Source organism: Acinetobacter sp. 24-47-39 (assembly GCF_056783825.1).
Genome location: NZ_JBWYIP010000001.1, coordinates 140,139 through 154,932 on the forward strand (window position 1 = coordinate 140,139; position 14,794 = coordinate 154,932).

The 14,794-nt window shown below is 38.8% G+C and carries 13 protein-coding genes; 1 reads left to right on the top strand and 12 read right to left on the bottom strand.

Going from position 1 to position 14,794, the window contains the following annotated elements; genetic code table 11:
- Positions 1-12 precede the first annotated feature (12 nt).
- The 5 genes from alr to rpsF form a co-directional block, all read right to left on the bottom strand.
- Complete coding sequence (gene alr, locus AC1M9C_RS00680) at positions 13-1,083, bottom strand: alanine racemase (RefSeq protein WP_481953014.1); 1,071 nt, start codon at positions 1,081-1,083, stop codon at positions 13-15.
- Positions 1,084-1,194: 111 nt separating this feature from the next.
- Positions 1,195-2,640, bottom strand: a complete 1,446-nt coding sequence (gene dnaB, locus AC1M9C_RS00685) for a replicative DNA helicase (RefSeq protein WP_035267619.1) — start codon at positions 2,638-2,640, stop codon at positions 1,195-1,197.
- 203 nt (positions 2,641-2,843) lie between these two features.
- Complete coding sequence (rplI, locus tag AC1M9C_RS00690) at positions 2,844-3,290, bottom strand: 50S ribosomal protein L9 (RefSeq protein ID WP_035267617.1); 447 nt, start codon at positions 3,288-3,290, stop codon at positions 2,844-2,846.
- Positions 3,291-3,299: 9 nt separating this feature from the next.
- Positions 3,300-3,527 (bottom strand): 30S ribosomal protein S18, encoded by a 228-nt coding sequence (gene rpsR, locus AC1M9C_RS00695; RefSeq protein WP_004719336.1) that lies wholly within the window; start codon positions 3,525-3,527, stop codon positions 3,300-3,302.
- A gap of 11 nt (positions 3,528-3,538) precedes the next feature.
- Positions 3,539-3,925 (bottom strand): 30S ribosomal protein S6, encoded by a 387-nt coding sequence (gene rpsF / locus AC1M9C_RS00700; protein ID WP_035267614.1) that lies wholly within the window; start codon positions 3,923-3,925, stop codon positions 3,539-3,541.
- A 257-nt stretch (positions 3,926-4,182) separates the two neighbouring features.
- Between rpsF and AC1M9C_RS00705 the strand changes: the two genes are divergently transcribed.
- Complete coding sequence (locus tag AC1M9C_RS00705) at positions 4,183-6,204, top strand: prolyl oligopeptidase family serine peptidase (RefSeq protein WP_481953015.1); 2,022 nt, start codon at positions 4,183-4,185, stop codon at positions 6,202-6,204.
- Between the two features lie 154 nt (positions 6,205-6,358).
- On the opposite strand, the gene cyoE is transcribed toward AC1M9C_RS00705, so the two are convergent.
- From cyoE to ppsA, 7 genes are all read right to left on the bottom strand, one after another.
- Positions 6,359-7,237: a heme o synthase gene (gene cyoE / locus AC1M9C_RS00710; protein WP_481586986.1), complete on the bottom strand. Its 879-nt coding sequence runs from the start codon at positions 7,235-7,237 to the stop codon at positions 6,359-6,361.
- 10 nt (positions 7,238-7,247) lie between these two features.
- Positions 7,248-7,580, bottom strand: a complete 333-nt coding sequence (cyoD, locus tag AC1M9C_RS00715) for a cytochrome o ubiquinol oxidase subunit IV (protein WP_171076771.1) — start codon at positions 7,578-7,580, stop codon at positions 7,248-7,250.
- Positions 7,577-8,194 (bottom strand): cytochrome o ubiquinol oxidase subunit III, encoded by a 618-nt coding sequence (gene cyoC, locus AC1M9C_RS00720; RefSeq protein WP_035267060.1) that lies wholly within the window; start codon positions 8,192-8,194, stop codon positions 7,577-7,579. Before cyoC ends, cyoD begins: the two co-directional genes overlap by 4 nt.
- Before the next feature lie 4 nt (positions 8,195-8,198).
- Positions 8,199-10,187, bottom strand: coding sequence for a cytochrome o ubiquinol oxidase subunit I (gene cyoB / locus AC1M9C_RS00725; protein ID WP_035267062.1), 1,989 nt, complete (start codon positions 10,185-10,187; stop codon positions 8,199-8,201).
- 3 nt (positions 10,188-10,190) lie between these two features.
- Positions 10,191-11,255 carry a ubiquinol oxidase subunit II gene (cyoA, locus tag AC1M9C_RS00730; RefSeq protein WP_035267063.1) on the bottom strand — a complete coding sequence of 355 codons (1,065 nt, stop codon included), beginning with the start codon at positions 11,253-11,255 and terminating at the stop codon, positions 10,191-10,193.
- A gap of 289 nt (positions 11,256-11,544) precedes the next feature.
- Entirely contained in the window at positions 11,545-12,306 is a 762-nt protein-coding gene (locus AC1M9C_RS00735; RefSeq protein ID WP_481953016.1) for an RDD family protein, read from the bottom strand.
- A gap of 80 nt (positions 12,307-12,386) precedes the next feature.
- Positions 12,387-14,765 (bottom strand): phosphoenolpyruvate synthase, encoded by a 2,379-nt coding sequence (gene ppsA, locus AC1M9C_RS00740; RefSeq protein ID WP_481953017.1) that lies wholly within the window; start codon positions 14,763-14,765, stop codon positions 12,387-12,389.
- Positions 14,766-14,794 lie beyond the last annotated feature (29 nt).

Here is a 14,794-nt window from a genome sequence, read left to right on the forward strand (position 1 = left end):
TTAATTCGCTCATTACATTTTGAGACGCTTCGGACGTTGGCTTAATCGACATAACAACTCATAACCAATCGTACCATTCGCTTCAGCCACATCATCCACTAAACGATGTTTACCCCATAATTCTACTAGATCACCAATTTTTGCGTTGAGATCAGTGACATCTATGGCAATCATATCCATGGCAACTCGACCGATCAATGGGGTCAATTGACCATCTAGTGAAACCGTATTATCACGAATAAAAGCTCTTGGATACCCATCACCATATCCGATCGAGACAATTGCTAATTGCATAGGTCGCTGTGCAACAAAGGTTGAGCCATAACCTACAGCTTCACCTGATTGAATGGTGTTAAGTGCAATAATCTCAGCACTGAATGTCATGACAGGTTTTAAATCTAGAGCGTGGACGTCACGATCTGCAAATGGCGTTGAGCCGTACAGCATAATACCAGGACGAACATAGTCAAAATGCAATTCAGGATATTTATAAATTGCTGCTGAATTACAACACGAAGCTAAAATTGGTGCACAATCTTGTTTTACTTCAAGAAATTGAGATATTTGTTGTTCATTTAAAGGGTGATCAACATCTGCATTAGCAAAATGCATTGCAAGTACACAGGTAAAACCTTCATTTTTTAATTGATGAATAATCGATTTGATTACATCAATTTTGAAGCCTAAGCGGTTCATTCCGCTATTTAGTTTAACCCATACTTTTAGATTTCGGGCGATATAAGAATCTTTAACTTGCAACAACCACTGCAGTTGTTGATGATGATGAACGATTACTTCAATATTTTGGTCAATCGCAATTTGCATTTCATCTTCAGAAAAAACACCTTCAATTAATGTGATAGGTTGTTTAAAACCTAATTCACGTATTTCAAGTGCTTCTTCTAAACATGCAACGCCAAAAGCATCAGACTGGCTCAATGCGGCTAAGCAATCTGAGACTCCATGACCATAAGCATTTGCCTTAACCATACTTACAACTTTAGAGTTTGGTGCAAGTTGTTTCACGCGATTTAAATTGTATTGCAATGCGTGTGTGTCAATACAAACCGTTGCTTGGCGCACTCTAATTTACTCCTAGAGGCATGTGGAAAGGTTAATTCTTTTAAATTGAAAAAAGATAATTGAGGTCAGATCAATTCGTGCGTTCTTAACTAAGAATTGATCAAAGCAAAATTACTCTTCTTCTTGGTTCTGTGCGTAATATTCAGGTGACAAGTTACTAAAACGCGTATATTGACCTTCAAAAGCGAGTCGAACGGTACCAATTGGACCATTACGTTGTTTACCGATAATAATTTCGGCAGTTCCGGCTTCTTTAGACTCTTTGTTATATACCTCATCACGATAAATGAACATGATCAAATCGGCATCCTGCTCAATTGCTCCAGATTCACGTAAGTCTGACATTACAGGACGTTTATTTGGACGGTTTTCGAGTGAGCGGTTAAGCTGCGAAAGTGCAATCACTGGGCAATGCATCTCTTTCGCCAATGCTTTCAAGCTTCGAGAAATTTCACCAATTTCACCCACACGGTTATCACCCATACCTGGTACTTTCATTAACTGCAGGTAATCGACCATGATGCAACCCAGTTTACCACCGTGTTGTTTGGCGATACGTCTTGCACGTGCGCGCATTTCAGTCGGTGGGAGGGCAGATGAATCATCAATATAAAGATGTTTTTCTTGCAATTGAAGAATCGTTCCCGTGACCTTGTTCCATTCTTCGCCATCTAATTTGCCAGATCGCAAATGTCCTTGATGCACTTTACCAAACGAGGAAATTAAACGCATGGCAATAGAGTCAGCAGGCATCTCCATGGAGAATACGAGAGCAGGAAGGTTGCAATTGAATAGCACACTTTCGACTAAATTCATTGCGAAAGTTGTTTTACCCATTGATGGACGGGCAGCAACGACGATCATATCTCCAGCTTGCATACCTGATGTTTTATTATCAAGCTCCACAAATCCTGTGGTCAGACCAGTAATATTCCCATCAAGTTGTGATAATTCGTTGAGTTTATCGAATACATCTGCGACAACGGTATTAATTGCTTTTGGTCCTTGAGCTTTAGCATTGTTATTGTGTTGTTCAGCCAAAGAAAAGATACTGGTCTCAGCTAAATCTAAAATTTCACTGACTTCTCGGCCTTTCGTGTCATACGCATTTTGTAGAATTTCATTACCAACTTTGATCATATTTCTCAAAGTTGCAAATTCACGTATTTTATTGGCATAAGTTTCAAGGTTATAAAAGCTTGATGGAGAATCCGCCATCAATTGCATTAAATATTCTTCACCGCCAATCGCATCAAGCAGGTTCTGTTTGATTAACCAATCATTGACCAATACGGCATCATAAGGTGAACTTTCTTTAGAAAGTTTTTCAATTGCTCTAAAAATATATTTATGTCGAGTCGCGTAAAAATCATTCTCGGTTAATATATCGCTGACCTGTTCGAATGACTCAGCTACTGTCATGAGTGCGGCAAGAACAGCCTGTTCAATAGCAAGATTGTGCGGAGGCGTACGAAACTCTTTGAGTGCTGAAGATTCACTCTTTAGCAAATCTAACTCAGTGTTATTCGTATTTTTTTTGGCAGTCGCCTGAGACATATAAAACCTTGATTTACAATAATTACGAAAATGAATAGGGGAGACTTATCTTAATGCAAAATGCACAAGCAAGACAGTGCAACAAATAATATCGATAACAAATAAAAAACTAAGTCTAAATTTCAGCTTGCTAAATCAAATTTTATAATTATTAGGGATAAAAAAAGAGCATGCTGATGCATGCTCTTTTTCTTTGCATAAAATTACTCAGATACGATAGTAACGAGAACTTCAGCAACAACATCATGGTGCAATTGGATTGCGATGTTGAATTCGCCAGTGTGGCGAAGTGCACCGTTCGGTAAACGAACTTCAGCACGGTCAACTTCAAGACCAGCATTTGTCAACGCGTCAGCGATGTCACGAGTACCGATAGAACCAAATAGTTTACCTTCGTCACCAGCTTTCGCAGTGATTACGATATTTACTTCGTTCAATTGGTCAGCACGTGCTTGAGCAGCAGCTAATACTTCAGCTTCTTGCTTCTCAAGTTCAGCACGACGAGCTTCAAATGCAGCAGTGTTAGCTTCAGTAGCAGCAACTGCTTTACCTTGAGGGATTAAGTAGTTGCGGCCGTAACCAGCTTTAACTGAAACTTTATCACCTAATTTACCAAGGTTCTTAATGCGTTGTAATAAGATAATATCCACAGCTCAACCTCACTTATGATTGTCAGTGTAAGGAATCAACGCTAAGTAGCGAGCTTGTTTGATAGCAAGAGCTAATTGACGTTGGTAACGAGCTTTAGTACCTGTAATACGGCTAGGAACAATCTTGCCGTTTTCAGTGATGTACTGTTTTAAAGTATCGATATCTTTATAGTCGATATATGTAACGTTCTCAGCTGTAAAGCGGCAGAACTTACGACGACGGTAGAAACGTGCCATTGATGTTCTCCTTATGCTTCAGCAGAGTCTTGAGCTTGTTGTGCTTCTTCACGTTGAGCTTTACGCGCACGTTTTTCTTCAGCACTCTTAGCCAATAAAGACTCTTCAGTGATTGCGTTTTCACGACGAATAATAACGTTACGAAGAATAGCATCGTTGTAACGGAATAATTCTTCCAATTCATTAAGCGTAGTTTGGTTACATTCAACGTTCATTAAAATGTAGTGCGCTTTGTGAATTTTGTTAATTGGGTAAGCCAATTGGCGACGGCCCCAATCTTCAAGACGGTGAATTTGACCTTCAGCATCTTTAATGTGAGAGATATAGCGTTCTACCATACCTACCACTTGATCGCTTTGGTCTGGATGTACCAGAATTACGATTTCGTAGTGACGCATTGTCAGCTCCTTACGGTTTTATGCAGCCCCTAACGCATTTGTTAGAAGCAAGGAGTCACAACTGAATGTAAACAAACAGCGTGTCGCAAAAATTGCGAAGGTAAGATTCTATGTGGTTTAAGTCAAAAATTCAAGTCACAGCTATTAAATAAGTCTAAGTTTTGAGTTACATATTCTCAAACACTGTTTGACAGATCATTACATTTCTTCAAGGTAGACTAATCTCAATACATGATTAATAAGATGAAAAATAACGTATGACAGATCCATATTTATATTTAGAAGAAATCAACAGTAATGAAGCTCTGAATTGGGTAAATCATGAAAATTCATTTACAGAAGATAAATTCACCAAATCCAAATATTTTGACGAAGCCTATAGGGATATAGAAAAGGTTTTGTTAAGTGCATATTCATTGCCATATATTTATAAAAAAAGAGAGTATGTCTATAACTTCTGGCAAGATGAAAAAAATATAATTGGTATTTGGCGACGCACCACGCTGGAAAAATATCAACAAGAAAATACGGATTGGGAGTTGCTTCTTGATTTAGACGAATTAAGCCGTAATGCAAACCATCATTGGGCTTTTGCAGGTGCTGATTTTTTAGAAAATGACGTTTCACATTGCATGATTTATTTATCAGATCAGGGCTCTGATTCATATCAAATATGTGAATTTGATTTACAGACGAAAAAATTTGTCGAAGATGGATTCTTTGTTGATACAGCAAAAGCGAATACGTGTTGGATCAATAAAAATGAAATATATGTAATGACTGACTTTGGTGAAGATAGTCTTACATTATCGGGATATCCGAGAATTGTAAAAAGATGGAAACGTGGAACACCGATTGATCAAGCTGAAACAGTTTTTAGTGTGGAAAATGATGATTTACAAGGCGTTGTTTATATTGATCATTTAGAAGGTAAAGCTGAACATATTTTTATGAGAATAAAAAACTTTTATGAAAATGAGTTTTTTTTAGGTGAGCAAAAGCAAAGAATTGATATCCCACACAATGCTTTTTTTTCATTACATCAGAATTTTATGTTTCTTGAATTGAAATCTGATTGGCATATTTCAGTGAATTACACATCTGGCAGTTTGCTAATGATCGATTTTAATTCTTTCTTGAATGGAGATCGAAATTTCAAAGTGATTGCTCAATCGACTCCAAAAAAAATTATGAGTAGTTATGCTTTGACTAAAGATTATTTAATTTTAAATATCATGAAGGATGTGAGTAATTATTTAGAAGTTTATAAAATTGGAAAGAATTTAGAGCTCGTAGACACAATTTTTGCTGATGGAATTTATTCTCAAATTTCAATTAACTCATTTGAGAAAGAAAATAATGAAATTGTAATGACCGTTGAGAGCTTTATTCAACCTCAAACACAATATTTGATTAATTTTGAAAATAAACAAAAAATAAAGTTAAAGACTAGAAAATATATTCTAAATCCAGACGATTATCGCGTTGAACAGAATTTTGCAACTTCTAAAGATGGAACACAGATTCCTTATTTCCAAATTTCAGAAAATAAGAATTTTTCTTCATATCAGCCAGTGTTGATCGAAGGTTATGGTGGTTATGAAATTTCATTGCAACCTAGGTTTTTAGACAAAGAGATGACTTCTTGGATTAATAAAGGTGGTGTCTATGTTGTGGCAAATATTCGAGGTGGAGGGGAGTATGGACCAAATTGGCATCAGCAAGCTTTGAAGCAATATCGGCATCGTTCATATGAAGACTTTGCGGCAGTAGCTCAAGATTTGATTCAGCGTGGTGTAACTGTTAAAGAAAAATTGGCTGCAATTGGTGGTAGTAACGGTGGTTTATTGATGGGGAATATGCTGACTCAATACGCTGATTTGTTTGAGGCTATTGTGTGTGAGGTTCCTGTGCTTGATATGCTTCGTTTTCATAAAATTGGTGCAGGATATTCGTGGATAGCTGAATATGGTGATCCAGAAAATCCTGATCATGCTAAGTTTTTGAGATCGATATCACCTTATCATTTATTAGATGATCAAAAAAATCCATCAAAAAAATATCCTGCAGTTTTATTTTATACTGCTACAAGTGATGATCGTGTAACACCAGTACACGCTCGTAAAATGGCTGCTAAAATGAAAGATAAGCAAATTGATGATGTGTATTTTTATGAACAAGTAGAAGGTGGACATAGTATTTTTGTCAATAAAAAACTAACTGCATTTCATACAGCGTTGGTCAGCAGTTTTTTATTTGACTCGCTTAAACTGAATTAAATTTTTGATGAATTTAATGATTAATTATAAGCTGAGATGGATTGTTTGGCAGGAAAACGAATTAAAATTTAGATTACTAAATACCTTGGATTCTTTTTGGAATGTCACTCACGATTTGTAAGTATTAAAAAAAAGATAGAGGCTTCTCTATCTTTTAAAAAATGACAAGATTGTTTATTGGTGCAGTAGCAGTAAAGCTAAAGCAAATACTGATAATCGTAATTAGGAGAACAGAGAATAAGAAATATTTCTTTGCCCATAATTGATCATTTTCAGCTTTAAATCCAATGATATTTAAATATAGCCAATAAACAGTCAATACATTGAGAATTATACAATAAAGCCAATTTGCATAGCCAAATACAAATAAAGCGTTCATTGAGATTGCAAATAGCACAATGTAAATCAGCGATTCGATCTTGGTGCGAACAATCGAGCACGCAACAGGAAGAATCGGAATACCCGCATTTTTGTAATCATCAAAACGATAAATTGCAATTCCCCATGAGTGAGGCATTTGCCAAAATGCATAACCCAAGAAAATGAGTAGCGCACCTAAATCGAATTGATTCGCGACCGCTGTATATCCAATGACAGGGGGGGCTGCACCAGAAATACTACCGACCACAGTTTGGTGGATCGTTGTTCGTTTTGTCCATAAGCTGTAAAAACCAACATATACGACAAAACCAATAACTGCGAATAAAAAAGCGTATGCATTTACCCAAAACCATAAAATACCAAAACCGAGTATGCCTAACAGGAAAGCAAAAGCTAATGCAATTTGAACAGAAATGGTTTTCTTAACTAACGCACGATTTTGAGTGCGCTGCATTTTTTGGTCGATGTCTTGATCAATAACGTTATTAACCACACATCCAGATGCAACTACGAGGGTAGTGCCAATGAGGGTAAGAAGCAGGAGAAGGAAATCTACTGAACCTTGGGTAGCTACAAAGTAGCCACCCAAAGTGGTAACAAAGTTACCAAAGAGAATTCCTGGCTTAGTCAGGAATAAATACTTTTTAAACATGACAATCAGTTTAGATCATCATGTTTGAATGTAAGTAGTTCATGATCCATACAGAACCAACTAAAAGAACAGCAATAGTTAGAATTGTATAGATAAATGCAATCACGTTCCAACGTTGCTCTGAAGATGAGTTCATGTGCAAGAAGTAAACTAATTGTACAAGTACCTGAGCAACAGCTGTAATACCGATAACAGCAATAATTGCACCACGGCTGAAGCTATCAGTATTCATTGCCATGTAGAATGGAACTACAGTCAATAAAACAGAAAGTACAAACCCGATTGTGTATTGCTTTACGTTACCGTGTGATGCACCAGCAGCATTATGATCATGACTCATTATAATACTCCCATTAAGTACACTACGCTGAATACGCAGATCCATACGATGTCAAGGAAGTGCCAGAACAAGCTTAGGCAAGCAAGACGACGAGTATTGATTGTAGTCAAACCATATTTTTTGATTTGAATCATCAATACGATCATCCATACCAAACCAGAAGTTACGTGAATACCGTGCGTACCAACTAAAGTAAAGAACGCAGATAAGAACGCACTCACGCTTGGTCCATGACCAGCATGAACTAAATGATTAAATTCATAAAGTTCCATGCCGATGAAGATTGCACCGAATACAAATGTAACTGCTAACCAAGCTAGAACTTGACCAACATTTTTCTTGTAAGAAGCAAGTACCGCAAAACCAAATGTCACTGATGAAATCAAAAGTGCGAAAGTTTCAGTTAAAACGAAACCTAAAGAATCTGCAAAAAGATCCTTTGCACTTGGAGTGCCAGGTGGAATATGACTGCTTAATACAGCGAACGCGATGAAGAGTGTACCGAATAAAATCAAGTCACTCATCAAGTAAGTCCAAAAACCAAAGACCGTGATGTCTGTATCATCGTGATGATGTTCATCATGCTCGTGGTTTTCGTGATGAAGTACTTCAGCCATATCCTTAGTCCTTCTTCAAGTGTTTTTCGAGTAACGCATAACGTTCGTTTTCAATACGTTCTACTTCAGCAGCTGGAACATAGTAATCCACTTTCTTCGTGAATGAGCTCCAGATAAAGCCAATGATTGCAGAAACGAAAGAAACAATCGCTAACCACCAAATGTGCCAGATAAGTGCAAAGCCCATAACAGTGATGATCAGTGCAATAAGTACACCCGCAGCACGGTTCGTTGGCATATGAACATCTTCATATTTAGCAGGACGTGCGTAAGCTACACCATTTTCTTTGTCAGTCCAGAAGCGGTCGATACCGTTCGCTTGAGGCAGTACTGCAAAGTTATAGAATGGAGCTGGAGATGAAGTCGCCCATTCAAGCGTACGTGCATCCCATGGATCACCTGTAACGTCACGAGTTTGTTCGCGTTGTAAGAAACCAACAATGATTTGCATGATGAAACAAGCAATACCAATTGCGATTAATACAGCACCGAATAATGCGATACCAACATATGGATCCCAGTCTGGGTTGTCATACGAGTTTAGACGACGAGTCATACCCATAAAACCTAGGATATACAATGGCATGAATGCGAAGTAGAAACCGAAGAACCAGAACCAGAAGCATGCTTTGCCCCAGAATTCACTTAACTGCCAACCGAACATTTTCGGCCAGTAGAAAGTAATACCAGCAAACATACCAAATACAACACCACCAATAATTACGTTATGGAAGTGAGCGATTAAGAATAGTGAGTTGTGTACAAGGAAGTCCGCAGGTGGAACCGCCATAAGTACACCAGTCAAACCACCGATACCGAAAGTCACTAAGAAGCCAACTGTCCAGTACATTGGTGATGTGAAGGTAATACGACCCTTATACATTGTGAATAACCAAGAGAAGATTTTCACACCTGTAGGAATCGCAATAATCATGGTCATGATACCGAAGAACGCGTTAACGTTGGCACCTGAACCCATTGTAAAGAAGTGGTGTAACCATACTACGAATGCAAGAACTGTAATCGCGATCGTTGCATATACCATTGATTTGTAGCCAAACAATGTCTTACGAGAGAATACAGAAGTAATCTCAGAGAATAGACCAAATGCAGGTAAGATCAAGATATAAACTTCTGGGTGACCCCATGTCCAAATCAAGTTTACATACAACATTGGGCTACCACCCATGTCATTTGTAAAGAAGTGGAAACCGAAATAACGGTCAAGCGTTAACATTGCAATTGTTGCAGTCAACACTGGGAATGATGCGATGATCAATACTGCAGTACATAAAGATGTCCACGTAAAGATCGGCATATCCATAAGACCCATGCCAGGAGCACGCATTTTAATGATGGTAACGAAGAAGTTAACACCAGTAAGAAGTGTACCAAGACCAGAGATCTGAAGTGCCCAGATATAGTAGTCAACACCAACACCAGGAGAGTATTCGATACCTGAAAGAGGAGGGTAAGCCATCCAACCAGTTGCCGCAAACTCACCAAGCGCAAGAGAAACCATCATCAAACCAGCAGCACCAGCGAATAACCAGAAGCTTAAAGAGTTTAATAATGGGAATGCTACGTCACGCGCACCAATTTGTAGTGGAACTGAAATGTTCATCATACCCACTACAAGACCCATCGCTACGAAGAAGATCATGATTACACCGTGTGCGGTGAAAATCTGGTCGTAGTGTTCAGGGTGTAGATAGCCTTCGCCGCCGCCTTTTGCAAGGAACAATTGAAGACGCATCATAATCGCATCCGCGAAACCACGTAATAACATGATCACAGAAACGATAAGGTACATAATACCAATTTTTTTATGGTCTACAGATGTGAACCATTCGTTCCACAAGTAGCCCCATTTTTTGAAATAAGTGATACCAGCAAATACTGCAATACCACCTAAAATCATCATTAACACTGTTACCTGTACGATTGGATCGTACGGGATAGCATCTACACTTAACTTACCTAAGAAGCTCATGTCTTATTCCCCTACAACTGAAGAAGCAGGTTCAGCATTTACATCAGCAACTACAGCATGACCTTCAGCTTTAGCTGAGTGATCTGCACCGTGGTAGTTTGCCATGTATTTGTTGATAATTGATTCAAACAAGCCTTTTTCAACAGAAGAGTAGTAAGTCACAGGATGAGGATGTGCCTTATATGGACCTTCTTTTTGAGCAATTTCAGCTTGTTGCTTCTCTAGATCGGTTTTAGCGTTACGAACCATCGCAGCGATTTGTTTCTCTGAACGGTTACCATCACGCAAGGTTGCAAATTCAGCTTGGTCTAAAACTGTTTTTTGAACAGCTTCAGGGTTAATCGAAGTACCGTTACCAGCTTTTACTGCAGACACCCATTCAGCGAACTTAGCTTCTGAAACAGAATGAGCTTGGAAGCGCATTTGTGTGAAACCATAGCCTGAATAGTTCGAAGAGAAACCACGGTATACACCTTCATTATCCGCAAGGACGTGAAGTTGAGTTTGCATACCCGCCATTGCATAAATCTGACCCGCTAACTGAGGAATGAAGAAAGAGTTCATTGTAAAGTTAGAGGTGATATTGAAATTAATCGGAGTTTTTTCTGGGAAACGAACTTCGTTAACTGTTGCAATTTCTTGTTCAGGGTAAACAAAAACCCATTTAAACTGTTCAGCAATAACTTGAATAGTTAAATGTGATTTCTCTGATTCTAGCGGACGATAAGGGTCATACTTGTGTGAGCCCCACCATGTTAAATACGCTAAAATACCAATAATAATACACGGGATACCCCACACTACGATTTCAATAATAGTAGAGTGTGCCCATGTAGGTTTATAGTCTGCATCTTTATTTGACGCACGATATTTCCAACTAAACCATAAAGCCATCAATGCTGATGGAATTACTACCAATAGCATGAGGTAGATCGCAGTCATCATAAGATCAGACTGACCTTGTGCTACTGGACCTTTTGAGTTTAGAAGTACCATATCACCGCCACACCCTGTTAAGAGCACGGCAAGCGTTGATAAAGACAATACAGCTAAAATTGTTTGTCTCATTTTACAACCTCGGTGAAGAGTCCCATTCCCTAATAAAATTATGGGATAGCGATTATAGTGTCACATGATTGAAAAACAGAAAATTACATTTACTGAATTTCAGTCATATGACACCGCTACGTTGTAGGGCATTATGCCCTATAACGACCAACTAAGCTATATGTAAAGTGCCTTTAAATATAAGGATTAAACCCAATTTGTTTGGTCGGAATTGGTTGAAGAATTGATTACTTTTGATGTGAAAACAGAGGCAAAACAAAGGGGAGCATTTGCTCCCCTAAGATAAAAATTATCGTTTTATGACTTTAGTCTTTGCTAATTTATCGTGCAAAGTTTGTCTTTTTTGACTTAGAACGAAGGCATGATCAATGATGGTAATGAATGGCATAAAGAGTAAATTCAATACAATAAAAATCACACTACGCAATGTGAATGCGCGCATTAAGTTTACTTGCTGTCCATTTTCAGCATCAACAATTTGAATTTTTGCTACTTTTTTACCTAAACTCTGACCACTTTTCGCAATTAAAAATGCTTGAGCAGCTAGCATTAATACAATGTAAACCAACATTGCTTGCCAAGCTTCCATTGGAATCAGTGTAAATAACTGTTCCTGTAATTTGATTGCTTGATCTGATGAGTTAGCATTCTGCATTTTTTGCTGAAGTTCAGTCAATTGAGCAACTTGTTCTTCCTGCATAAAGAACGAAGGAATCACCATGGCAGGCAACCAAAGCGCTAGATCAACGAGTTTAGCTAAAAATCGAGATCCAATTGAGGCAAGTTCTTGCTGAGCAGTATTTTTTTGAACATTTACACTCGCAATTGAAGGATTTGAATAGCTTTGTTGTACTGGTGGAGTTGGTTGATAGCCTTCAGGTTGGTAATATAATTTTCCTTGAGTGAGTTCACCTAAAGCTTTCCATTCAGTCATACCTTGATGCCAGACCAAGTCTGTGAGTAAAACTTGTTGGCTCGAGAGCATTTGATTTAACTGCTCTACCGTATACGGTCCAGCTTGTTGATTATTTCTCGCCAAGTAAATTTGCATAAACCTAATTTCTCAAAAATTACTAAAAAATAATGGGGAAAAAAAAGACCCACGAATGGGTCTTTTTTTAACATAGTTTATTAAGCTTGTTTAGTCTTTTCTTCAGATAAGAAGAACCATGTATCTAAAACAGAGTCTGGGTTGAGTGAAACAGATTCGATACCTTGTTCCATTAACCAGCGAGCAAGATCTGGGTGGTCTGATGGTCCTTGACCACAAATACCCACATATTTGCCTGCTTTACGACATGCATGAATCGCCATTGAAAGAAGAGCTTTTACTGCTGGATCACGTTCATCAAATAAATGAGAAACGATACCTGAGTCACGGTCAAGCCCAAGCGTTAACTGAGTTAAGTCATTTGAACCGATTGAGAAGCCATCAAAATGCTCTAAGAATTGTTCAGCAAGTAGAGCATTGGTTGGTAATTCACACATCATGATCACTTTAAGACCATTTTCGCCACGTTTTAAGCCATTTGCAGCAAGAAGTTCAATAACACGTTTTGCTTCAGCGACTGTGCGTACGAATGGGATCATGATTTGAATGTTAATTAGACCCATTTCATCACGAACTTTCTTCAATGCACGGCATTCTAATTCGAAGCAGTCACGGAAGTTGTCAGAAACATAACGGCTTGCACCACGGAAGCCCAACATTGGGTTTTCTTCTTCAGGTTCGTATAACTTACCACCGATTAAGTTCGCGTATTCATTCGATTTGAAGTCAGACATACGTACGATGACAGGTTTATCAGCAAATGCAGCAGCAAGTGTAGAAATACCTTCAACCAGTTTTTCAACGTAGAACTCGATCGGTGAAGAGTAACCTGCAGTACGGGTCATCACAGCTGCACGTGTTTCGCGAGGTAAGCTGTCAATATTGAGTAATGCTTTAGGGTGAACACCAATCATACGGTTGATGATGAACTCTAGACGTGCAAGACCAATACCTTCGTTTGGAATTTGAGCGAAGTCAAATGCACGATCAGGGTTACCAACGTTCATCATGATTTTGAACGGAAGTGTTGGCATAGATTCAATCGAGTTACGTTGAACTTCGAAATCTAAAGCGCCTTCGTAAATGAAACCTGTATCGCCTTCAGCACATGAAACAGTCACTTCTTGACCATCGATAAGTACTTCTGTTGCATTACCACATCCAACAATCGCTGGAACACCGAGTTCACGTGCAATAATCGCAGCATGACAAGTACGACCACCACGGTTAGTAACGATCGCAGCAGCACGTTTCATGACTGGTTCCCAATCAGGATCGGTCATGTCAGAAACAAGAACGTCACCATCCTGGACTTTGTCCATCTCTTTGATTGAATTAACAATACGGACTTTACCAGAACCGATACGTTGACCGATTGAGCGACCTTCACAAAGCACTGTACCTTTTTGTTTTAATAGGTAGCGTTCCATTGTGCCGACATTCTCACGGCTTTTCACAGTTTCAGGACGTGCTTGAACGATGTAAATTTGACCGTCATCACCGTCTTTCGCCCATTCGATATCCATTGGCGCACCGTAGTGTTGCTCAATGATTAACGCTTGCTTAGCAAGTTCTTGTAATTCTTGATCATTTAAAGCAAATTGTTGGCGTTCAGTTTTTTCAACATCCACTACAACAACTGATTTACCTGCAGAACCTTCTTCACCGTAGATCATTTTTTGGTGCTTAGAGCCAAGGTTACGACGCAATACTGCGTGTTTACCCGCATTTAAAAGTGGCTTAGATAAATAGAATTCATCAGGGTTTACAGCGCCTTGAACGACCATTTCACCTAAACCGTAAGATGCAGTAATGAATACAACGTCACGGAAACCAGATTCAGTGTCCAGTGTAAACATTACACCAGCAGCACCAGTCTCTGAACGAACCATACGTTGCACACCAGCAGAAAGAGCAACGATGTCATGATCGAAGTTTTGGTGTACTCGGTAAGCAATTGCGCGGTCGTTATAAAGTGAAGCAAAAACTTCTTTAATCGCGATTAAGACGTTGTCAATACCGCGGATGTTTAGGAAAGTCTCTTGTTGTCCTGCAAAAGATGCGTCTGGTAAATCTTCTGCAGTCGCAGATGAACGAACGGCAACCGCGATCTCAGGGTTGCCGTTAGAAAGAGTTGCGAATGCATCACGAACTTCTTTTTCAAGTGCTGGAGTAAGCGGAGTATCAACGATCCATTGACGGATTTTAGCACCAGTTTCAGCAAGTGCATTTACGTCGTCAACATTGAGTTGTTTGAGCTCGGCTGAAATTTTGGCATTTAGACCACTTTGCTCAAGGAATTCACGGTAAGCTGCAGCAGTTGTTGCAAAACCACCTGGAACTGATACACCAGCATTTGCTAAATGGCTGATCATTTCGCCTAGAGATGAGTTTTTACCGCCCACGATTTCTACGTCGTGTTTACCTAATTTTTCCAGACCGATTACGCGTGCTTCCAAAGTTGTTACTCCACTTTTGCAGTATTAAT